Here is a 20,289-nt window from a genome sequence, read left to right on the forward strand (position 1 = left end):
CTATTGCAGGCAGCCTAACGAAAAATGGTTGACCGAGCCTTTAGGTTCCAGGGGCGCAAAGCTATGCGCCGCGCCGGCGGTCAGACATGCGCGCGGATCACCGCCAGGAAGCGATCGCCATAGGCATCCCGCTTGCGCGTGCCGACGCCGCCGATCGCGGCCATTTCTGCAAGGCTGGTGGGCTTGGCCGCTGCCATTTCGCGCAGCACGGCATCGTGAAACACCACATAGGGCGGCACATTGGCTTCCTGCGCAATCTCGCGGCGCAGCGCGCGCAGCGCATCGAACAGCGGATCGCCCACGGGATTGAGCGCGGCGCCACTGCCCGCCTTGGCACGGCGACGCCCACCGCGTTCGCGCACCGGCGGCAGGACCACGTCCACCCGCGCCTCGCCCTTGAGAATTGCGCGGGCATCGCCGCCCAGCGCCAGGCCGCCATGCTCGGTCGGCACCAGACTGCCCCGGGCCTGGAGCGCGCGCGCCACCGCCTTGAGCAGTGGGGCCTGGTCTGCCGGCACGATTCCGAACACCGAAAGTCCATCGTGGCCACGCGCGGTCACACGTTCGTCCGCCACGCCGGTCAGCACTTTTTCAAGGTGACCCAGGCCATAGCTTTGGCCCGTGCGATAGACCGCCGAGAGCAGCTTCTGCGCCAGTTCGGTCGCGTCGGTCAGGCCCGGCGGCTCCAGGCAATTGTCGCAGTTGCCGCAAGTGGCAGGCGGGTCCTCGCCAAAGTGGCGCAGCAGCACGGCACGGCGGCAGGTGGCCGTCTCGACCAGCCCGGCCAGGGCATCAAGCCGCGTTCGCTCGCCCTGCTGTCGGCTCTGGTCCACTTCGGAGAGCCGCTGGCGCGCGCGGGCAAAATCGTCCGCACCCCACAGCAACAGCGCCACCGAGGGATCGCCATCGCGCCCGGCGCGGCCGGTTTCCTGGTAATAGCCTTCGATCGACTTGGGCAGGCCGGCATGCGCGACAAAGCGCACGTCGGGCTTGTCGATGCCCATGCCGAACGCCACCGTGGCCACGATCACCATGTCTTCGCTGGTGACGAAGGCTTCCTGGTTGGCGGCGCGCGTTTCGGCCGGCAGGCCGGCGTGGTAGGGCAGCACCCGGCGCCCGGTCTCGCCCAGTTGCTCCGCCAGCTTTTCCACTTGCGCGCGGGTGGGCGCATAGACCACGCCGGGCCCTGGATTTTCGGCGATGAAGCGGGTGAGCTGGCGCAGCGGATTGTCGCGCGGGGCGATGCGATACTGGATGTTGGGCCGATCGAACCCGGCCACGATCAACCCGTCGTGGGGAATGCCAAGCTGTTCGAGGATGTCTGCCCGCGTGTGCCGGTCGGCCGTGGCCGTCAGCGCCAGGCGCGGCACATGCGCAAAGGCATCCATCAGCGGGCGCAGCAGGCGATAGTCGGGGCGGAAATCGTGGCCCCATTCCGAAACGCAATGCGCCTCGTCGATGGCGAACAGGGCCAGCGGCGCACGGCTCAACAGTTCGCGGAAATGCGGCTGGCTGGCGCGTTCGGGCGCCACATAGAGCAAGTCCAGCTCGCCATTGCGGAACCGCTCGATCGTCAGTTCACGATCGGTGTCCACGCTGGTCAGCGCGGCGGCGCGGATGCCGTTGGCCGTGGCCGAGCGCAACTGGTCGTGCATCAGGGCAATCAGCGGCGAGACCACCACGCACGTGCCCGGCAGCATCACCGCCGGCAATTGATAGGTGAGCGACTTGCCCGCCCCGGTGGGCATCACCGCCAGGGTGGATCGGCCGGCCAGTACGCGGCCGACCACCTGGTCCTGCACCCCGCGAAAGCCGGAAAAGCCGAACACTTGCGCCAGACGCTGGCGCGCGGGCTCAAGATCGGGCGAAAGGTCGGGCAAAACGGCAGTCACGCGCCCGCCTATGGCAGATCAGGTGCCGCCCCGCTACCCCAACCAGGCGGCGAGTACCGGCGGCAATCCCACCACTTTGACCGCGTGCAGCGCGATACACAACAGCAACAGCGACAGCACCGCCCAGGCGCCCCAGGTGAACGGGCCCAACACCGTGGCCCGGGTGGGATCGGCCGGATCATACCACACGGTATAGGCGCCCGATGGCTTCCACCCGCGGTGCACCCAGCGGTGCACCAGCGCGCGCCGCTCGATCCCGTCAGAATCGCGAAAGCGGATTTCATCCTCGATATAGCGGGTATCGTCGCCATCGCGCCAGTTCCACCCGCGCGAGGTGAACATCGTCATGCCAAACGACCAGAAGTCTTCCGACTGCTGCCCTTCGGTATAATCGCTGCGCCAGACCATTGCGGGCGCTGGCTGCCAGGTGCCCAGCAGGCGCAGCGCCTGCCACACGCAGAACACGAAAAGCAGCCAGCACGCCAGCGCCGCAATGATCAGGATATCCGCCATGGCCACCCGCCCTAGCGCGAATCCGCCAAGAATTTGCTGATGCCGAGAACGCGTCAGGCCAGCTTTTTCAACAAGGGCCGCACGATCGGCGTGGTCAGCATGGTGCTCATCACCGCCATCAGCAAAAGCGCGGTGAACGCTTCGGCCGTGATGATCTTCTTGTCGAGCAGCACGTTGACGAAGATGATCATGATCAGCGCCTTGGTCTGCAGCATCCAGCCGATCACGCTGGCCTCACCCTTCTTCCAGCCCAGGATGCGGCCGGCCAGATGCACGCCGGCCAGCTTGCCCGCCACCGAAGCGACAAGCAGCAGCAATGCCGCGCCGATCACGGCGGCAAGGCCCAGGCCGCCAACCTGGCCCCACTGCGTGCGCAGGCCAGTGGACAGGAAGAACACCGGCATCACCGCCAGCAGCAGGAAATTGCGGAACGCATCGCGCCGTCCCTGTTCGAACCAGTGGGCATCGAGCACGGCCCCGGCAAGGAACGCGCCGACCATGAAATGCAGGCCCGACCAATCGGCGGCAAACCCCACGGCCGCCAGCCAGATCAAGGCGATGTGCCAGCGATCGTCTTCGCGCACCCAGGCCATCAGGCGCCGCAGGCCCCAGGCGGCCAGGGCGAAGCCCACCAGGAAAAGACCCTGGCGCCCGATACGCTGCCAATCGAGCAGGATCAGCGCGAGCACGCCCCAGATCGCCACGTCATCCATGCTGGCATAGCGCAGCAGGCGCTGGCCCAGCGCGGTGCGGAAAATGTCCAGCTTTTCCATCAGCAGCACCAGGATGGGCAGCGCAGTGACGGCACAGGCCATGCCGATGCCGGCCACGCCCTGGCCCCACGTACCCTTTTCGCCCAGCCAGCCCGGCATGGTAAGCAGAACGGTCGCGGCCAGGCCGCCCAGCACCAGCGGCGTCAGCAGCGCGCACGAGGCGGTCACCAGCGTTTCGCGCGCATTGCCCCAGGCGTCGGCCAGGTCCAGTTCCACCCCGGCGATGAACACGAACAGGCTGACGGCCCACCACGCCACGCCGTTGAGCGCGCCGATCACCTGTGGATTGAACACAAAGGCATAATAGGCCGGATAGAGCGCGCCCAGCACACCCGGCCCGAGCAGGATGCCACCCACGATCTGCACCACCACCAGCGGGGCATGGTCGTCGCGGCGCAGCAGGCGCCAGGCCAGCCACGGCACGGCGAGGATAATCGTCAACGCGATCAGGAAGATTTCACTGGTGCCCATGCCCATACCCCGTCCCTGCCCCCATACTGCCCCGGCGCTGTGGCCGTGGGTCACATCTTGCTATGCATCAAGGCCGGCTCCATCTCTGCTGCTAACGTGCTTACGCAAGAGGGCCGACCACCATGGCGTTTGATCTGCGAAACGCGCTGTTGCGCAAGGAGGAATACGAATCCGCGCGAATAGCCGCGTATGATTTTGCAACAACGGTGCATGCCCTCAAGGCCGTGGCGGCGCAATGGGGACAGCACCCCGTGCCACTGCTCGATCGCATGGTGGAGCAAGGCCTTGCCGCCGCGCTAACCATGCTGGCCGGCCGCAGTGGGCAGCCCGGCACCGCCGTGGATGCCCAGTTCCTGCGCGCGCAGGCCGATGCACGCACGCGCTGGATCGCCCGCTACGGCGACCCCGCGCCCGTGCGGCTGGTTTAACCCCCTCCGCAATATGCCTATGCCCCGCCTTAAAGCCTCGCCCGTCCTGCAAATGTTAGCCTCTGCCCGGCAACAACGGCAGGAGCGACGGCATGGACATGCACCACAGTTTTTCCCCATCGGCAGAATGGCGCGCGGCGCGCGAAAGCGAGCTGGAATTCATCGAGATGGCCCGCGCGATTCGCGACATGGCGCGCGAACTGGGCATTCCCCCCGAAGTGGCGGTGGATCGCCTGGCCGAACGCGGCCTGCATGCCGCGCTTTCGATCCTGGCCGAACAGGCCGGGCCACAGGTGGAGGCCCGCTTCCTGCGCCGCCGCACCCAAGACGCCACCAGCCCCCGCCCCATCTGACAAGCCCGGGGTCCACGCCGCCCCGGCGCCGCGAAAGGACCCCGGCATGACCCCTACCATCGAAAGCGGCAGCATTGGCCGTATCGAGAGCGACAGCATCGGCACGATCGCCGTGCCGAGCAGCGCCTATTGGGGCGCGCAGACACAGCGCTCCATCGAAAATTTCCCGTTCGGCGCCGGTGAGCGCATGCCGATCGGCATCGTTCACGCCCTTGCCCTGGTCAAGCAGGCGGCGGCCCGCGTCAACCGCGACCATGGCCTGGACACGCGCCTGGCCGATGCGATCGAAGCGGCCGCGGCCGAAGTGGTGGCCGGCCGTCATGACGACCAGTTCCCGCTGGTCATCTGGCAGACCGGCAGCGGCACGCAGACCAACATGAACGTCAACGAAGTGATCGCCGGCCGGGCCAACGAACAGCTCGCCGGCACGCGCGGCGGCAAGAGCCCGGTGCATCCCAACGATCACGTGAACCGCGGGCAATCGTCGAACGACAGCTTTCCCACCGCGCTGCACGTGGCCGCGGTGGTTGCTCTCAACCGTGACCTGCTGCCCGCGCTCGACCTGCTGGCCGGCGCGCTCGACACCGCAGCGCGCGAATGGGCGGGGATCGTCAAGATCGGCCGCACCCACCTGCAGGATGCCACCCCGCTTACGCTCGGGCAGGAATTTTCCGGCTATGTCCAGCAGTTGCGCGATGCGCACGAGCGCCTGCGCGGGGCCGAACAACACCTCTTGCGCCTGGCCCAGGGCGGCACGGCAGTGGGCACCGGCCTCAACGCGCCCGAAGGGTTTGCCCCGGCGATGGCGGCAGAGCTTGCCAGCCTCACCGGCCATGCGTTCGTCCCCGCACCCAACCGCTTCGAAGCGCTGGCCAGCAACGACGCGCTGGTGCAGTTTTCCGCAACCCTCGCCACACTGGCCGTGGCGTTGACCAAGATCGCCAACGACATCCGCCTCCTGGGCTCCGGCCCGCGTTCGGGGCTTGGCGAAATCGATCTACCCGCCAACGAGCCGGGCAGCTCGATCATGCCGGGCAAAGTCAATCCCACGCAGTGCGAGATGCTGACCATGGTGGCCGCGCAAGTGATCGGCAACCACCAGGCGGTGACTTTGGGTGGGATGCAGGGACACCTGGAACTCAACGTGTTCAAGCCGATGATCGGCGCGGCGGTGCTACGCAGCGTCCATCTGCTGGCAGTGGGCATGGAAAGCTTTGCCGAGCGGTGCGTCGAAGGGATCGAGCCCAACACCCGCCGCATCGCAGAGCTGGTCGATCGATCGCTGATGCTGGTGACCGCGCTGGCCCCGGAAATCGGCTATGACAATGCCGCGCGCATTGCCAAGCACGCCCACGCCGCAGGGCTCACCTTGCGCGAAGCCGGCCTGGCACTGGGCCTGGTGGACGAAGCAACCTTCGATCGCCTTGTCCGGCCGCAAGACATGGTGTGAGCTGATCCCACCGGGACCGCCAACAGATCAGCCGTCGAGCGCCTGCGTCGAACTGTCGCGCGGGCGCACGTAAACGCGCGCGACGATGGGAAACTGTTGCGAAACCTGGGTTTCGATCGCCAGCACGATGCGCTCCACGTCGCGCGCGGTGATGGTGTCATCGAAATCGGCGCTGATGATCACGGTGACCATGGTGGGTGCGCTGTGCACGGTCAGCACTTCGTGCACGCACACCACGCCAGGGTGGGCCGCCGCGCTGCTGCGGATGGCGGCCACCATCTGCGGATCGGCCGCTTCACCGATCAACAGGCCCTTCGCCTCGTAAAGCAGGATCAGCGCGAGCGCGCCCAGCACGAGGCCGATCAGCACCGAGGCCAGCCCATCCCACAGCGGGCTGCCGGTGATGAGGCTCAAGCCCAGGCCGAGCGCAGCGAGCACCAGGCCGACCAGCGCGCCCGAATCCTCCAGCAGGATGACCAGCGTGGGCGCATCCTTGGTATCGCGGATCGCAGACCACACCGAGCCACGCCGCCCCCGGTTGAAATCGCCCAGCGCGGCCAGGATCGACCAACCTTCCAGGCCGAATGCAACGCCGAGCACGATAAACGCGATCAGCGGGCTTTCCGCCGGCTCGGGGTGCAGGATGTGCAGCACCCCTTCATACACCGAAACCCCGGCGCCCAGGGCAAAGACCAGGATGGCGACGATGAAGCTCCAGAAATAGAGCTCGCGGCCATAACCGAACGGGTGGAGGGCATCGGCCGGCTTCACCGCGCGCGAACGGCCGTGCAGCAGCAGCAGCTGGTTGGTCGAATCGACCATGCTGTGCACGCCTTCGGTCAGCATCGCCGATGAGCCGGTTATGGCCGCTGCCATGAACTTGGCCGCGGCAATGCCGAGGTTGGCACCCAGTGCGATCAGGATGGTACGTGTCGATCCCCCGGCCATGGCGCGGTATGTTCCCCTAAATGTCGTGCGTGACGGTATCGGGGGGCTAACGCGTGAGGGCCGGGAATGTCACCCGAATTGTTAAGCAGCGGGGCAGCCGCCAGGTCAGGCGGCCAGGCGTTGATAGCCTGATGCGCCGCCACCGCCGCTCAGGTCGAACCGGCCGACAAGCTGGCCCAGAGAATTGGCCTCGTTCGACAGGCTGCGCGAGGCAGCGGTGGTCTCTTCCACCAGGGCGGCATTGGCCTGGGTGATGCGGTCCATGTCGGATACAACCGTATCGACCTGGCGGATCGCGCCGGCCTGCTCCTCAGCCGAGCGGGCAATGGCCTCGATCATGTCGGACAGGCGCGAGGTGCGCTCCACGATCTGGCCCAGTGCGCCTTGCGTTTCGCCGATCATCTGCACCCCGTTGCCCACGTCGCGGTCGCTGGTGCGGATGATCGCGGTGATTTCCTTGGCAGCGTCGGACGAACGCTGCGCCAGGCTGCGCACTTCCGATGCCACCACGGCAAAGCCCTTGCCGGCGTCCCCGGCACGCGCCGCTTCCACCCCGGCGTTGAGCGCAAGCAGGTTGGTCTGGAACGCGATGCCTTCGATTAGGGCGACGATTTCCTGCATGCGATTGCTCGACTTGGCGATTTCTTCCATCGCCGCCACGGCCTGGGTCATCGTCTCGCCGCTCGCCCGCGCCTCGTGGCGGGTCTGCCGCGCGGTGTCGCTGGCGTCCTTGGCGGTCTGGGCGGTCTGCGCCACGGTGGTGGTCAGCTCGCGCACGGCGGCAGCGGATTCTTCCAGCGCGGCAGCCTGGTTTTCGGTGCGGCTCGACAGGTCGTGGCTGGCCGAGGCAATCTCGCTCGCCCCCACGCGCACGCCTTGTGCCGCCTGGGTCACCTGGCCCAGCGCATCGGCCAGACTCGCCATCGATTGGTTGAAGTCGAGCCGCAGCTGTTCGTAATCGCCGGGGAATGTCTCGTTGATGCGATGGGTCAGGCGGCCGTCGCGCAGGGCAGAAAGCCCAGCACCGAGCGCTCCCACCACCTGCTGCTGCACGGCCGCACGCTCTTCGCCGGCCCGCGCCGCGCGCCGCGCGACAAAGTCCTTGATGCCCTCCAACGCGCGGGCGATGTCGCCCACTTCATCGGCCAGGTCGTGGCCCGGCACGGTGCGATCGATCTGCCCGGCGGCCATTTCCTGCATCGCGCCCGAAAGCCTCGCCAGCGGCAGGGTGACGCGGCTGTGGAAAAGGAACGCCACGCCCAAGCCGACGACGATCGCGGCCACCCCGCTCAGCGTGGCAAAAAGCTTGAGCCGATCGGCCTGGGCCATGCCCTCGGCCGAATCGTCCTTGGCGAGGCCAGCGTTGCGCTCGGCCAGGGCCGTGATCCGCTTGCCCAGGTCCAGGCCCAACGGATTCATCCGGTCGCGAAACTGGACATAGGCCTCTGCGTTGCGATTCTGGAGCGACAGGGCGCGCACCGGCCGTGCTTCCTGCACCCAGGCGTGGAACACGTCCTGCAGTTCGCTCACCTTGGTCACTTCATCCCGGTCGTCGCCTTGCTGCTGGAATGCGCGGTAGTCGGCCAGCGCCTTGTCGAATTCGGCCACGCGCTTCTCGAAATCGGCGTCGAGCTTGTGCGTTTCCGTCAGGTCGTCGGACAGGATGTGCTTGGCGATGGTCAGGCGCAAATCCCCCATCATGCCGCGCAGCTGCGCCAGCGCGGTGAGCGTCGGCACCGTATCCCCGGACAGCGCGGTCAGCCGGCCGCCCAGGCTGCTGGTGGCCGTGATTGCCATCGCCGCGCCGCCGACCGCTGCCAACGCCAGCAGCAGTGTGCCCACCAGGGAAACTGTCCGGATCCGCAATCCACCAAGCACCGACATGCAAACGACCCCTGCAACCATGATCCCGCACGCCATGCGCGGCTTTAGCAGGCTAGATGGCGCAGCGCTGGTTAAACCTGGGAGCGGGACGGCATAGGGATATGTCCTAGGGCCTGTGGGGATTTAGCCCATGGCGGGCTGCGAACGGCCGCTTTCCGCGCTTCCGGTGCTCACGTACATAAAAGTACGCTGCGCTCCGGGTCGAAGAAATCAGCCATTCTCGCTCCACCCTGACCTAAATCCCCACAGACCCTAGGCGGCGTGGACGGGCCTAAAGCCAGCCGATCTTGCGGAAGCGCCAATAGAGCCCGCCGCAGACCGTTGCGATCAGGCCGAGCACGAAGAAATAGCCGTAGCGCCACTTGAGTTCGGGCATGAAATCGAAATTCATCCCATAGATTCCGGCAATTGCCGTGGGCACGGCGAGCAGGCCGGCCCACGCGGCGAGTTGCCGGGTCATTTCGCCCTGGCGATGCTGTTCTAGCAGGCTGGCGGTTTCCACGATCGCGGCCAGCGTCTCTTTCAGCCCGCGCATGCGGGCCATGGCGCGGCGCACGTGGTCGAGCACGTCGCGAAACCAGATCCGCGCCGTGGGATCGACCAGGGCGAGATGCGCCTCGGCCAGGCGCTCGCACACTTCCTCCATCGGCCCGATGATCCGTTCGAACCGGCGCAACTGGCGGCGCAGGCGGAAGATGCGGCGGATCGTCTGCTGTTCGGGAAAGACGTCGATTGCGGCTTCTTCCATGGCGTGGGCCACGGCTTCCAGTCGTTCCATGATCGGCAGATAGCCATCGACGATGAAGTCGAGCACCGAATGCAGCACATAGTCGGCGCCTTCGGCCAGGCGCTCGGGATCGGCTTCCAGCGCGGCGCGCAAGTCCAGGTGGGCGCGGCTCGAACCAAAACGCACCGAGATGATGAAGTCTGCGCCCAGGAAAAACGCGGTCTGGCCATAAGTAAGCGTTTCGCCTGGCTCCAGCGTCGCGGTGCGCGCCACCACGAACAGATGCTTCTGGTACTGGTCCAGCTTGGGCATCTGCTGCGGGTTGAGCGCATCCTCGATCGCCAGGGGATGCAGGCCATAGTGCCGGGCCACGCGATCCATTTCCTCGTGCGATGGTTCACACAGCCCGATCCAGTCAAACGCCCCATCTGGCACGGGGCAAAATCCATCATCCAGATCGAGTGGGCCGGGAACACGGGCGGCTGATCGGCCCGTGGGATCCGGCACATAGCGGCGCGCGGCAATGATCGTCATGCGCGCCACTGTGGCAATGCCACGGAGAAAGCGCAATCGGGCTGGCATTTGCCCGGCTTTGCCCTACCTCGGACACTGTCATGACCAACACCCCGCGCCCACCCGATCTCGACGTGGCCATCATCGGCGCCGGCATCAGCGGCATCAGCATGGCCGCGCACATCGCCCGCGATTGCCCCGGCCGCAGCTTTGCCCTGCTCGAACGGCGCAGCGCGGTGGGCGGTACCTGGGACCTGTTCCGCTATCCCGGCGTGCGATCCGACAGCGACATGCACACGCTGGGTTTCGGCTTTGCCCCCTGGCGCGGCGCCGATGCCATTGCCGATGGAGCGGCCATCCGCGATTATCTGAACGAGGTCGTTTCATTGCACGGCCTTGCCCGGCACATCCGCACCGGCACGCGGGTGACGGCCGCCGATTGGGACAGCGCGGGCGCCCGCTGGCACCTGACGCTGGTGGACGAAGCCGGCCGGGCCGATCGTCTTTCGGCCCGGTTCCTGGTGCTCGCCGCCGGCTATTACGACCATGACGCCGCGCACGATCCGGCCTTGCCGGGCGAGGCGGACTTTGCCGGCCGCATCGTCCATCCCCAGTTCTGGCCGCAGGATCTGGATGTGGCCGGCAAGCAGGTGACGGTGATCGGATCGGGCGCAACGGCGGCCACGCTGGTGCCGGCCCTGGCCGCGCGGGGCGCGCAAGTGACCATGCTGCAACGCACACCCACCTGGTTCATTGCCAGCCCCCGGCGCGACCGGCTGGCCCACGCGCTGCATCGCATGCTGCCCGCGCGCCTGGCCGCGGCCCTGGTGCGGGCACGCAACATCCGCCTCAACGCCTGGTTCTACAACCGCGCCCGCCGCGCGCCGGACAAGGTGGGCGCCTGGCTCAAGCGCCGCGCCGCCCGCGCGCTGGGCCCGGCGTGGGACGAGGCCGCCTTTGCCCCACCCTATGGCCCCTGGCAGCAGCGGCTGTGCCTGGTCCCCGATGGCGACTTGTTCGCCGCGATCCGATCGGGCCGGGCCCGCGTGGTGACCGGCACGATCGCCAAGGTTGCACCTGCCGGCCTTGCCCTCGCCGATGGCCAGCACCTCGCCGCCGACGTGATCGTCAAGGCCACCGGCCTCAAGCTGGCCGTGGCGGGCAAGATCGCGCTGAGCAAGGATGGCGCGGCGATAAACCTGGCTGACCATTTCCACTACAAGGACTGCATGCTGTCCAACCTGCCCAACCTGGTGCAGGTGTTCGGCTATCTCAACGCCTCGTGGACCTTGCGCGCCGATCTGGTCGCCGCGTTCACCGTGCGCATCCTGGACCACATGGCGCAAACCGCCACGCAAGTGGCCACCCCGGTGCTGCCAGCCGACCATGGCCTGACGATCGACGATACGCTGGCCTTTTCGTCAGGCTACCTGCAGCGCGGCTGGGCGATCATGCCACGCAGCAGCACCGAGCGGCGCTGGCGGCTCAACCACGACTACCTGGCCGATCGCGCGTTCCTGCGCCGCGATCGGCTGGAGGATGGCGTGCTGCGGTTTGACCGGGCGCCCGCCGCGCTTGCACCCGCGCCCGATTGCGTTATCGATACGTCCCGATGAGCGACGCTTCCCGCATATGGACTGCAGCCCTGCTGGTGATTGGTGACGAGATTCTCTCGGGCCGCACCCACGACAAGAACATCGCCCAGGTTGCCACCTGGTTGAATGTCCAGGGCATCCGCCTCAAGGAAGTGCGCGTGGTGGCCGATGACATGGCCGCCATCGTCGAGGCGGTGAACGCCCTGCGCGCGCGCAACGATTACCTGTTCACCACCGGCGGCATCGGCCCCACGCATGATGACATCACGGTCGATGCCGTGGCTGCGGCACTGGGCGTGGACGTGGTGATCCACCCGGCGGCCCGCGCGATGCTGGAGGAATATTACGGCCCGCGCGGCGGAGTGAACGAGGCTCGGCTGCGCATGGCGCGGGTGCCCGCCGGCGCCAGCCTGATCGAAAACGCGCTGTCGGGCGCACCCGGCATTGCCGTTGCCAATATCCACCTTTTGGCCGGCGTGCCGCACATCGCCGCCGAAATGCTGGCCGCGCTGACCGGCACCCTGGAAGGCGGGCTGCCGGTGCTTTCGGACACGATCGGCTGCTGGGTGGCCGAAAGCGAAGTGGCCGACCTGCTGCGCGAGACCGAAAAGGCGCACGCTGGCTGCCAGATCGGGTCCTATCCGTTTTTCCGCGAAGGCCGGGTCGGCGCCAACTTCGTGATCCGCGCCACCGACCAGGCGATCATCGATGCCTGCGCCACCGACTTGATGGCTGGCCTCGCCGCGCTGGGCCGGCAGGGTGTCGCTGGCGGGATCTGACCGAAACCGAGTGGAAATTCCCTCGACACCACGGGCACTTCCGGCATGATCGGCTGGCGCCGGGGTATGGCCAAGGGGGAATGATGAACAGCAGGCAGTGGGGACGGGCCAAGGCGGGCTGGCCGGCAAGGGCGGCGGCCACGGTGGCCATGGCGCTTGCCGCACCAGCGGCGTGGGGCGCGCCGGCGCCGGTGCGCACGGTGATCGTGGCCGACCCGGCCAGTTGGGTTTTGCCCCCGCCGCTGATTGCGGCCGCGTCGCCCACCACCGACGCGGCGCTGGCCGCCATCTATAGCGACGCGCAGTACCTGGCGGGGCCAGACGGCATGCAGGCCTATAACGCCGTGCGCTATCGCATCACCAAGCCACAGGGGCTCGCGGCAGGCAATATCACGCTCACCTGGTCGCCCGATTCGGGCAGCATGGTGCTGCACCACTTGCGCGTGATCCATGGCGGCGCGGTGCGCGACCTGACGCGCACCGCGCAGTTCACCGTGATGCAGCGCGAACAGAACCTGGAACTGGCCGCCCTGGATGGACGGCTAACCGCGGCCTACCAGATTCCCGGGCTGGAAGTGGGCGACGAGATCGAACTGGCCACCACGCAGACGGTCAAGGACCCGACGCTGCCCGATGCGCGCGGCGATCTCTATCTGCTGCCCCAAGCCAGCGCCACAGGCACGTTTCGCCTGCGCGTGGCCTGGCCGCACGGGCAACCGCTGCGCTGGCAGACCACCCCCGATCTCTCGCTCCAGCCGTTTGCAGGTGGCAAGCTGGATGGAATCGGCGTGGAACTGCACGATCCCGCGCCGCCGGCCGACGTGCCGCAGGGCGCACCGCCGCGCTATCGCTGGCGCCGGCTGGTGGAATTCACGAACTATCCCAGCTGGCCCGATTTCTCGCGCCGGCTCTTCCCGCTTTACGACAAGGCCGCCCGGCTCGCCCCCGGCAGCCCGGTGCAGGCGGAAGTGGCGCGGATCGCCGCGGCGTCTACCGATCCCGTGCAACGCGCGGAGGCCGCGCTGCGCCTGGTCGAAGAACAAGTACGCTATGTCTATGTCGGGATGGATGGCGCCAACCTGACCCCGGCCGATGCCGACGTGACATGGCAGCGCCGGTTTGGCGACTGCAAGGGCAAGACCGTGCTCCTGCTGGCACTCCTGCGCGGCCTGGGCATCGAGGCGCAACCGCTGCTGATCCAGAGCCGCGGCGGCGACGGCCTGGCCGATCGGCTGCCCAATCCGGCGCTGTTCGACCATGTGGTGGTGCGCGCGATCATTGCGGGCAAGCCGGTGCTGCTCGACGGCACGCGGCTGGGCGATCGCTCGCTGGCCATGATCCTGCCGCCACCCTGGCGCCAGGGCCTGCCGATCACGCGCGAAGGCGCCGCCATCCTGAGCCTGCCCACGCCGCCCCCCACCCTGCCGCGCCTGGTGGCCGTGCTCGACATCGATGACAGCGCGGGCATGAATGCGCGGGCCAAAGTGCGTGCCCGCCACATCGTGCGCGGTGACGAGGCGCTGGCGATCCGCAGCTACCTGAGCGGCCTGCCCGCGGTCGATGCCGAACGCGCGCTGCGCAAGTATTGGCAGGCGCAGGAAAACTGGCTGGTGACCGACAAAGTCGCCTGGGAAACCGACGAGGCCCACGGCGCCCTGGTGCTGAGCGCGCAGGGATTGGGCGACGTGGACTGGGAAGACCTGGGCGATGGGACCCATCGCTATACCCTGCCCGGCGCCGGCTTTGCCCCGCCCGACCGGCTACGCCGGCCCGCCGACCAGGACCAGACCCTGCCCTATGAAACCGACTACCCGGTGTTTCGCTGCTGGGTGACGACGGTGCGCCTGCCGCCCTCCGGGGACACGCGGATGTGGCGCTATCACGCCGCGCCGGTGGACCGTTCATTGGGAGGCGTGGCCTATTGGCGCCAGGTGGGGTTGACCGGCAACGTGATGCGCACGGTGATGAGCCGGCGCGTGCTCTTGCCCGAAATCACCGCGCAGCAGGCCGCCGATCTCAATCGCCAGATACCCGGCTTCGACAACGACATGTCTTCGGTCTACGAGCAGGCCACGTTCAAGGGCGCCGCGCGGCCCAAGGACGATCCCGCGCCGTTTGCCGACGATACCGACTGGCTGGCTGCGAGGACACCATGCAGCGGCCGATGACGCCAAGGTGGGCCGCGCTACCATTGCTGGCGCCCACGCTGGTCATGGTATTGGCGGGCTGCGTGCCCAGCCGCCTGCCGGCGCTGGAAGCCACCTTGGCGGCGCAGCCCAGCGCCACGGCGGCGCTGGCACAGTGGTGCAGTACCCAAGGCCTGGCCGATCCCGCCACGATTCGCGCCGCTGCCGATCGCACGCCCCGCGCCGCCCCGCCCGCCGTGCGCAGCGCCCTGGGCGTGGCAGTTGGAGAGCCGCTGGGCTTTCGCCATGTGCGGCTTTCCTGCGGGGGCGTGGTGCTGTCGGACGCACAAAACTGGTTCGTGCCGGTGCGGCTGACCCCGGCGATGAACGACACGCTGGCGCATACCGACACGCCGTTCGGCACGGTGGTGGCGCCCTTGCAGTTTACCCGCCAGCGCCTGGCCGCGCGGCGCGGGCGCATGGCCGAATGCCCGGCGGGCACCGTGCTATCGCACCGTGCGGTGCTGCGCCGGCCCGATGGCGCGGCGATCAGCCTGGTGGTCGAATGCTACACCCGCGCCAGCGTTCAGACGCCGCCGGCCTCGCCGCGCTGATCGACCACGCCGCCTCCGCCACGCTCTCCGCCGCGCAGCTTGGCCAGCGCCGCACCGACCAGCAGGACGGGCTCCAGCACGGCCATGCCAACCAGGATGCCGAGCAGGCGATCGTACCCCGGCGCGATATGCGCCGCTTCCCAGCTGTCGGGCACCAGTACGACCAGGACCGCAAGGGTGAACTGCGTGCCGACATAGCCCCGGCCGTGGTTGCCGTTTTCGAGATGGCGCCCCAGGGCCACGCCCAGCGCGGTGCCAGCCAGCATCAGCCCGGCGCGTGCCGGGCCATGAAGCAGCGCCGCCAGAGCCAGGACCAACGCCGCCAGCAGCCCGCCCGCCAGGCAACCGAGCAGGCGATACCACAGGCGGCGGCTGACCTGGCGCAGCCCGTTGGGGCCGGCAACGGCCGTGACCGGGATCAGCATGACCGCCATGATCGTGATCGCGCCCGACACCAGCGAGGGCAGATCCCACAAGTTGGCCAGGCCCAGCAGCAGCGCCAGTGCCACGCCGCCGCGCGCGCCATGCAGCATGGCATCGGGGCGCCAGCCCACGCCCTGGGGCTTGGGCGCGCGCAGTGCCGGCCAGCGGCGGCGCAGCGTCCAGGCAGATACCAGGCTGACCGCCATGCACGCGGTGGTGCCGGCCAATGTCTCGATCATCCGCATCACGGCAAAGGCCCGCGGATCGGCAAGCGGCATGGCCACGCGATCATAGAGCATCATGGCAAAAGTCAGCCCCATGAACAGCCAGGCATAGGCATGGCGGGCGGTGATCGCGCCATAGAGGCTGATCGTGCCGGCCAGCGCCATGGCCAGGGCCAGCGCCACCATGCTGGTGCCCAGCGGGCTTTCCAGCAGCAGCAGGCACAGGAGCGCCCCCACCGCCGTGCCGACGATGCGCAGGATCGCGCGGCGCAGGGTTTCCAGCGGATAGCCGCGCATCACCATGTAACCGGTGAACGCGGCCCACGACACGTGCGTGGCGCCGATCAGATGCGCCAGCAGGATCGCGAGCAGGACCGAGGCGACGCATTCGGCCTCGTCCACCAGGCGGGGCGCGAGCGGATCGATGTCTGGCGGAACGGGCGCTGGGGAAGAAGCAGTTGAGACGGTCACGACATGATGCCTAGCGCAAACGGAAAGGGGCCGGGAAGGCAAACCTTCCCAGCCCCGTAATCCTGTTCGCCTTGGCGAGCGGCAGCTTAGCTGCCGTGCACCTGGGCAACGTCGATCTTCAGGCCGGGGCCCATCGACGAGGACAGGCCGACCTTGCGGACGTACTTGCCCTTGGCGCCCGACGGCTTGGCCTTGACGATCGCATCGACGAACGCGTCGAAGTTGGCGCGCAGCGCTTCGTTCGAGAACGAGAGCTTGCCGATGCCGCCATGGATGATCCCGGCCTTTTCGACGCGGAATTCGATCTGGCCGCTCTTGGCCGACTTCACGGCGTCCGCCACGTTCGGGGTCACGGTGCCGAGCTTCGGGTTCGGCATCAGGCCCTTGGGGCCCAGCACCTTGCCGAGGCGGCCGACGAGGCCCATCATGTCGGGCGTGGCGATAACGCGGCCGTAGTCGAGGTTGCCGGCCTGCATGTCTTCCAGCAGGTCTTCGGCGCCCACGCGGTCAGCGCCAGCGGCCAGGGCCGCTTCGGCCTTGTCGCCACGGGCGAACACGGCAACCTTGACGTCCTTGCCGGTGCCCGAGGGCAGGCTGACCATGCCACGGACCATCTGGTCGGCGTGGCGCGGATCGACGCCGAGGTTCAGCGACACTTCGAGCGATTCGTCGAACTTGGCGCTCTTGAGATCCTTGAGCAGCTGGATGGCTTCATCCACGCCATAGATCTTCTGGTTGTCGCCCAGCTTTTCGACGAGGGCCTTCTGCTTCTTGGTCTGCTTTGCCATGGTCTCAGCCCTCCACAACCTGCAGGCCCATCGAACGGGCAGAGCCCTCGATGATCTTGGCGGCCTGTTCGATGCTGTTCGCGTTCAGGTCCTTCATCTTGGCCTGGGCGATTTCTTCCAGCTGCGAGCGCTTGATGGTGCCGGCCGAAGCCTTGCCCGGAGTCTTCGAGCCCGACTTGATGCCCACGGCCTGCTTGATGAAGAAGGTGGCGGGCGGAGTCTTGGTCACGAAGGTGAACGAGCGGTCCGCATAGACCGTGATCACGGTCGGCAGCGGCGTGCCCTTTTCCACTTCCTGGGTGGCGGCGTTGAATTCCTTGCAGAAACCCATGATGTTGACACCGCGCTGACCCAGCGCGGGCCCGATCGGCGGCGAAGGCTTTGCTTCGCCGGCCTTGATCTGCAGCTTGATATAGCCTTCGATCTTCTTGGCCATGATGGCCTCCTTTCATCCTGTTGGGGCGTCATGCCCCGCAGAGTAAGCGGTGATAGCGAGTGGCCCGAAAGCCGCTCTACCGCGCGGAATCGCGGGCAGCGGATGCCGCCCGCGAAGGGAGCGCCCTTAGCAGGCATGGCCGCAATTGCAACCCGAAAGGGCTGCGGCCAGCGCCAGGGGCGGTAATTCGGGCAGGCCCGGTTACTTGACCAGTTCGACTTCGTCGAAGCCGAGTTCCACCGGGGTGGCGCGGCCGAAGATCGAAACCGACACCTTGACGCGGTGCTTGTCGAAATCCAGTTCCTCGACCACGCCGTTGAACGACGCGAAGGGACCAGCGTTGACCTTGACCGAATCGCCGATTTCGTAATCGACCGCCACCTGGCGGGCGGGCTGGGCTGCGGCCTGTTCGCGCGCGCCGAAATAGCGAGCGGCTTCCTTTTCGGAAATCGGCTGCGGCTTGCCGTTATGGCCAAGGAAGCCAGTGACCTTGGGCGTGTTCTTGACGAGGTGGTAGATATCGTCGTTCATCGCCAGCTTGGCGAGCACGTAGCCGGGCATGAACTTGCGTTCGACCGCGATCTTCTTGCCGCGCTTCACTTCGGTCACGGTTTCGGTGGGCACTTCCACCGCTTCGACCAGCTGCGACAGGCCGATGCGCTCGGCTTCGGCGATGATCGATTCGCGAACCTTGTTCTCGAAGCCGGAATAGGCGTGGATGATGTACCAGCGGGCCATAATGCGTCTCTTGTGCGAAAGTTTGAAGTTCAGGCCAGCTTGAGCAGCCACTGCACGATCATGCCGAACACGGTGTCGATGCCCAGAAAGAACACCGCCAGGATCAGCATCATGATACCCACGAAAATCGCGGTGGTGGTGGTTTCCTGGCGCGTGGGCCACACCACCTTGCGCGCCTCTGCCTTCACCTGATTGAAGAATTCGCCGGGGCTGGTCTTGGCCATGGCCGTGCTGCCTTCGCTGCCTGAATGAATCACATGCCTTCCGCCTAGGGGCCATCGCCGCCCCGGAAAGGTCCGGGAGGGGCAGGTCAAGGCTCCGATGTCGGGAGGTTGGCCGTATCTAAGGCGAAGCGCGGCGCTTGGCAAGGGCAGGCCGTTTGGCAGGCCCTGCCCCGACTGCCGCACGCGCCGGGCAGCATGGCGCAACGATCGGAAACAAGCGGCCGCGCCGACCATTGACTGCGCGAACGGGGCGCAAGCCAAGCGCCCGCACCAGCAACCGAAACACGACACGAGAGGAGCGCCCGATCATGCGCGCAATCGCCGCAACTGCTGCCCTGCTGCTGGGCACCGCGATCAGCTTGCCGGCCATGGGCCAGCAAGCCACCACCCCGCCGCCAAGCGCTGCTGCTGCCGCGCGCGGTGCCGCCGCGACCACCGGCACCGGCGGCATCGCTGCCACCACGCAGGCCAGCCCGAATGGCGCCGCAGTTTCGGCAAACGGCAGCGGCCGGGCCACCACGGGTGCGCGCACCGGAACCGCCACGACCGTGCCCGGCATGGCCGGATCGACCGCCAGCGCTGCCGGTACCAGCCTGAACGGCGGCAGCCGCGTGGGCGTCCAGGCCAATCGCCGCGGCGTGACCGCACAGGGCGGTGCCACCGGCTCTGCCCAGGGCGCGCTCGATAGCACGACGCGATCGGCCGTCGATCCGATGGGCTCGGCGATGGGCGGCGCCACGGGTTCGACGCTCGGCGGCACGAACCTGGGCGGCACGCTCGGCGGCGCGGCGGGCGGCACGCTCGGCGCCACGGGCGCTGCGGCGGGCGGCCTGACCGGCGGGCTCTGACATTTAGCCAAGCACATGAAAAAGGCCGCTACCCGATCGGGGCAGCGGCCTTTTTTCAGCGTTCAGACCATCGCGCGGTTGCGATGGCAGGAGCGGAGGGACTCGAACCCCCGGCCCTCGGTTTTGGAGACCGATGCTCTACCAACTGAGCTACGCTCCTGTGCTGGTGAGGGCCCTTAGTGGGTTGACGCGGGCAGTGCAACCGGCGGATGAAGATTTTCGACCGTCATGCTGCAATCGACCTCTTCCCTGATCCCGCCCGACTTGCTGCTGCGGGCTTATCGTGCCGGAATCTTTCCCATGGCCGATAGCCGGGACGATCCCGAAATCTATTGGGTGGAGCCACGGCTGCGGGCGATCCTGCCGCTCGACGGGTTCCACTGCTCGCGGTCCTTGGCGCGGACATTGCGGCGGGAGCGGTTTACCGTGACGTGCAATACCGCCTTCGATGCGGTGATCGATTCGTGCGCGGCGCCGCGCGATGGCGCGCAGGACAGCTGGATTTCACAGCGCATCCGCGAAAGCTATCGCGCGCTGCACGCACTGGGCCATGCCCACTCGATCGAGACCTGGATCACCGGGGCGGACGGGCAGCGCGAGCTGGTGGGCGGGCTCTATGGGGTGGGCTTTGCCCGCGTCTTTTGCGGCGAGAGCATGTTCAGCCGGCAAAGCGATGCGTCGAAAGTGGCGTTGGCCTGGCTGGTCGCGGCGCTGCGCCAGGCGGGCGCGGTGCTGCTCGATTGCCAGTTTTCCACAAGTCATCTCGCCTCGCTGGGCGCGGTGGAAATTCCACAAGCCGAATATCTGCGCCTGCTGGACGAAGCAGGGCGTTATGCAGCGCCTGGTTATTCCGTGGTCGAATCGCCCGGAGTGCCCGCGTCTTCCTCCACCGGCGCATCGTCGGCCGCAGGAGCATCATCGGGTTCGGGCGCCGCAGCAGCGGGCTTGCCAGCCGGCTTTGCCGCGCTCTTGGCCGCAGCGGCCGAAGCGGGGCTGTCTTCCTCGCCCGGGAACTTCATCGCGCAGTCCTTGACCCAGACATCGTAGACCGGGTGCTCGACCACGTTGAGC

General features: G+C 67.5%; 20 protein-coding genes and 1 tRNA gene. 9 read left to right on the forward strand and 12 right to left on the reverse strand.

Features of this window, described 5'->3' with window-relative positions; all coding sequences use genetic code 11:
* Positions 1 to 80: 80 nt before the first annotated feature.
* The 3 genes from recQ to FHT19_RS21350 are packed head-to-tail and all read right to left on the reverse strand — an operon-like array spanning position 81 to position 3,649.
* Complete coding sequence (gene recQ, locus FHT19_RS21340) at positions 81 to 1,880, reverse strand: DNA helicase RecQ (protein WP_168556552.1); 1,800 nt, start codon at positions 1,878 to 1,880, stop codon at positions 81 to 83.
* A gap of 45 nt (positions 1,881 to 1,925) precedes the next feature.
* A complete protein-coding gene (locus FHT19_RS21345; RefSeq protein WP_168556328.1) occupies positions 1,926 to 2,405 on the reverse strand; it encodes a DUF3592 domain-containing protein in 480 nt (159 codons plus the stop codon).
* A 53-nt stretch (positions 2,406 to 2,458) separates the two neighbouring features.
* Entirely contained in the window at positions 2,459 to 3,649 is a 1,191-nt protein-coding gene (locus FHT19_RS21350) for a cation:proton antiporter (protein ID WP_169476727.1), read from the reverse strand.
* Between the two features lie 206 nt (positions 3,650 to 3,855).
* Here FHT19_RS21350 and FHT19_RS21355 point away from each other — a divergent pair, with 206 nt between their 5' ends.
* The 3 genes from FHT19_RS21355 to fumC all read left to right on the forward strand — a co-directional run bounded on the left by FHT19_RS21355 (position 3,856) and on the right by fumC (position 5,880).
* Positions 3,856 to 4,077, forward strand: a complete 222-nt coding sequence (locus FHT19_RS21355) for a hypothetical protein (RefSeq protein ID WP_169476728.1) — start codon at positions 3,856 to 3,858, stop codon at positions 4,075 to 4,077.
* A gap of 92 nt (positions 4,078 to 4,169) precedes the next feature.
* Positions 4,170 to 4,430: a hypothetical protein gene (locus tag FHT19_RS21360; RefSeq protein WP_168556325.1), complete on the forward strand. Its 261-nt coding sequence runs from the start codon at positions 4,170 to 4,172 to the stop codon at positions 4,428 to 4,430.
* A gap of 46 nt (positions 4,431 to 4,476) precedes the next feature.
* A complete protein-coding gene (fumC, locus tag FHT19_RS21365; RefSeq protein ID WP_168556324.1) occupies positions 4,477 to 5,880 on the forward strand; it encodes a class II fumarate hydratase in 1,404 nt (467 codons plus the stop codon).
* A 27-nt stretch (positions 5,881 to 5,907) separates the two neighbouring features.
* Here fumC and FHT19_RS21370 read toward each other — a convergent pair whose 3' ends face one another.
* The 3 genes from FHT19_RS21370 to FHT19_RS21380 form a co-directional block, all read right to left on the reverse strand.
* Entirely contained in the window at positions 5,908 to 6,828 is a 921-nt protein-coding gene (locus FHT19_RS21370) for a cation diffusion facilitator family transporter (protein WP_168556323.1), read from the reverse strand.
* A gap of 105 nt (positions 6,829 to 6,933) precedes the next feature.
* A complete protein-coding gene (locus tag FHT19_RS21375) occupies positions 6,934 to 8,670 on the reverse strand; it encodes a HAMP domain-containing methyl-accepting chemotaxis protein (protein ID WP_169476729.1) in 1,737 nt (578 codons plus the stop codon).
* Between the two features lie 313 nt (positions 8,671 to 8,983).
* Positions 8,984 to 9,973 carry a magnesium and cobalt transport protein CorA gene (locus FHT19_RS21380; protein WP_169476730.1) on the reverse strand — a complete coding sequence of 330 codons (990 nt, stop codon included), beginning with the start codon at positions 9,971 to 9,973 and terminating at the stop codon, positions 8,984 to 8,986.
* An 80-nt stretch (positions 9,974 to 10,053) separates the two neighbouring features.
* Here FHT19_RS21380 and FHT19_RS21385 point away from each other — a divergent pair, with 80 nt between their 5' ends.
* The 4 genes from FHT19_RS21385 to FHT19_RS21400 all read left to right on the forward strand — a co-directional run bounded on the left by FHT19_RS21385 (position 10,054) and on the right by FHT19_RS21400 (position 15,066).
* On the forward strand, positions 10,054 to 11,568 hold the full coding sequence (locus FHT19_RS21385) for an NAD(P)/FAD-dependent oxidoreductase (protein ID WP_169476731.1): 1,515 nt from the start codon (positions 10,054 to 10,056) through the stop codon (positions 11,566 to 11,568).
* Positions 11,565 to 12,326 (forward strand): molybdopterin-binding protein, encoded by a 762-nt coding sequence (locus tag FHT19_RS21390; RefSeq protein ID WP_169476732.1) that lies wholly within the window; start codon positions 11,565 to 11,567, stop codon positions 12,324 to 12,326. Before FHT19_RS21385 ends, FHT19_RS21390 begins: the two co-directional genes overlap by 4 nt.
* Positions 12,327 to 12,406: 80 nt before the next feature.
* Positions 12,407 to 14,494: a DUF3857 domain-containing protein gene (locus tag FHT19_RS21395; protein WP_169476733.1), complete on the forward strand. Its 2,088-nt coding sequence runs from the start codon at positions 12,407 to 12,409 to the stop codon at positions 14,492 to 14,494.
* Positions 14,491 to 15,066, forward strand: coding sequence for a hypothetical protein (locus tag FHT19_RS21400; protein ID WP_169476734.1), 576 nt, complete (start codon positions 14,491 to 14,493; stop codon positions 15,064 to 15,066). The genes FHT19_RS21395 and FHT19_RS21400 overlap by 4 nt, the downstream gene beginning before the upstream one ends.
* Here the strand turns inward: FHT19_RS21400 and FHT19_RS21405 are convergent.
* The 5 genes from FHT19_RS21405 to secE form a co-directional block, all read right to left on the reverse strand.
* Positions 15,039 to 16,184: an FUSC family protein gene (locus FHT19_RS21405; RefSeq protein WP_248290591.1), complete on the reverse strand. Its 1,146-nt coding sequence runs from the start codon at positions 16,182 to 16,184 to the stop codon at positions 15,039 to 15,041. The genes FHT19_RS21400 and FHT19_RS21405 overlap by 28 nt on opposite strands.
* A gap of 86 nt (positions 16,185 to 16,270) precedes the next feature.
* Complete coding sequence (rplA, locus tag FHT19_RS21410; RefSeq protein WP_022675307.1) at positions 16,271 to 16,972, reverse strand: 50S ribosomal protein L1; 702 nt, start codon at positions 16,970 to 16,972, stop codon at positions 16,271 to 16,273.
* A gap of 4 nt (positions 16,973 to 16,976) precedes the next feature.
* Entirely contained in the window at positions 16,977 to 17,408 is a 432-nt protein-coding gene (rplK, locus tag FHT19_RS21415) for a 50S ribosomal protein L11 (protein WP_022675306.1), read from the reverse strand.
* Positions 17,409 to 17,609: 201 nt separating this feature from the next.
* Entirely contained in the window at positions 17,610 to 18,146 is a 537-nt protein-coding gene (nusG, locus tag FHT19_RS21420) for a transcription termination/antitermination protein NusG (RefSeq protein WP_168556316.1), read from the reverse strand.
* Between the two features lie 29 nt (positions 18,147 to 18,175).
* A complete protein-coding gene (gene secE, locus FHT19_RS21425) occupies positions 18,176 to 18,370 on the reverse strand; it encodes a preprotein translocase subunit SecE (protein WP_168556315.1) in 195 nt (64 codons plus the stop codon).
* 308 nt (positions 18,371 to 18,678) lie between these two features.
* On the opposite strand from secE, the gene FHT19_RS21430 reads away from it, so the two are divergent.
* Positions 18,679 to 19,218: a hypothetical protein gene (locus FHT19_RS21430; protein WP_169476735.1), complete on the forward strand. Its 540-nt coding sequence runs from the start codon at positions 18,679 to 18,681 to the stop codon at positions 19,216 to 19,218.
* A gap of 84 nt (positions 19,219 to 19,302) precedes the next feature.
* Here the strand turns inward: FHT19_RS21430 and FHT19_RS21435 are convergent.
* A tRNA-Trp gene (locus FHT19_RS21435) sits at positions 19,303 to 19,378 on the reverse strand.
* 68 nt (positions 19,379 to 19,446) lie between these two features.
* Here FHT19_RS21435 and aat point away from each other — a divergent pair.
* Positions 19,447 to 20,265 (forward strand): leucyl/phenylalanyl-tRNA--protein transferase, encoded by an 819-nt coding sequence (aat, locus tag FHT19_RS21440; RefSeq protein ID WP_211185028.1) that lies wholly within the window; start codon positions 19,447 to 19,449, stop codon positions 20,263 to 20,265.
* Positions 20,266 to 20,289: the final 24 nt, after the last annotated feature.

Source organism: Novosphingobium sp. SG919 (genome assembly GCF_012932495.1).
In the GTDB taxonomy this organism is placed as follows: domain Bacteria; phylum Pseudomonadota; class Alphaproteobacteria; order Sphingomonadales; family Sphingomonadaceae; genus Novosphingobium; species Novosphingobium rhizosphaerae.

Coding starts and splice junctions, on each gene's coding strand:
- FHT19_RS21345 (WP_168556328.1), bottom strand. CDS start 2,405: ATGGCGGATATCCTGATCATTGCGGCGCTGGCGTGCTGGCTGCTTTTC.
- FHT19_RS21350 (WP_169476727.1), bottom strand. CDS start 3,649: ATGGGCACCAGTGAAATCTTCCTGATCGCGTTGACGATTATCCTCGCC.
- FHT19_RS21360 (WP_168556325.1), top strand. CDS start 4,170: ATGGACATGCACCACAGTTTTTCCCCATCGGCAGAATGGCGCGCGGCG.
- fumC (WP_168556324.1), top strand. CDS start 4,477: ATGACCCCTACCATCGAAAGCGGCAGCATTGGCCGTATCGAGAGCGAC.
- FHT19_RS21370 (WP_168556323.1), bottom strand. CDS start 6,828: ATGGCCGGGGGATCGACACGTACCATCCTGATCGCACTGGGTGCCAAC.
- FHT19_RS21380 (WP_169476730.1), bottom strand. CDS start 9,973: ATGACGATCATTGCCGCGCGCCGCTATGTGCCGGATCCCACGGGCCGA.
- FHT19_RS21385 (WP_169476731.1), top strand. CDS start 10,054: ATGACCAACACCCCGCGCCCACCCGATCTCGACGTGGCCATCATCGGC.
- FHT19_RS21390 (WP_169476732.1), top strand. CDS start 11,565: ATGAGCGACGCTTCCCGCATATGGACTGCAGCCCTGCTGGTGATTGGT.
- FHT19_RS21395 (WP_169476733.1), top strand. CDS start 12,407: ATGATGAACAGCAGGCAGTGGGGACGGGCCAAGGCGGGCTGGCCGGCA.
- FHT19_RS21400 (WP_169476734.1), top strand. CDS start 14,491: ATGACGCCAAGGTGGGCCGCGCTACCATTGCTGGCGCCCACGCTGGTC.
- rplA (WP_022675307.1), bottom strand. CDS start 16,972: ATGGCAAAGCAGACCAAGAAGCAGAAGGCCCTCGTCGAAAAGCTGGGC.
- rplK (WP_022675306.1), bottom strand. CDS start 17,408: ATGGCCAAGAAGATCGAAGGCTATATCAAGCTGCAGATCAAGGCCGGC.
- nusG (WP_168556316.1), bottom strand. CDS start 18,146: ATGGCCCGCTGGTACATCATCCACGCCTATTCCGGCTTCGAGAACAAG.
- secE (WP_168556315.1), bottom strand. CDS start 18,370: ATGGCCAAGACCAGCCCCGGCGAATTCTTCAATCAGGTGAAGGCAGAG.
- FHT19_RS21430 (WP_169476735.1), top strand. CDS start 18,679: ATGCGCGCAATCGCCGCAACTGCTGCCCTGCTGCTGGGCACCGCGATC.
- aat (WP_211185028.1), top strand. CDS start 19,447: ATGCTGCAATCGACCTCTTCCCTGATCCCGCCCGACTTGCTGCTGCGG.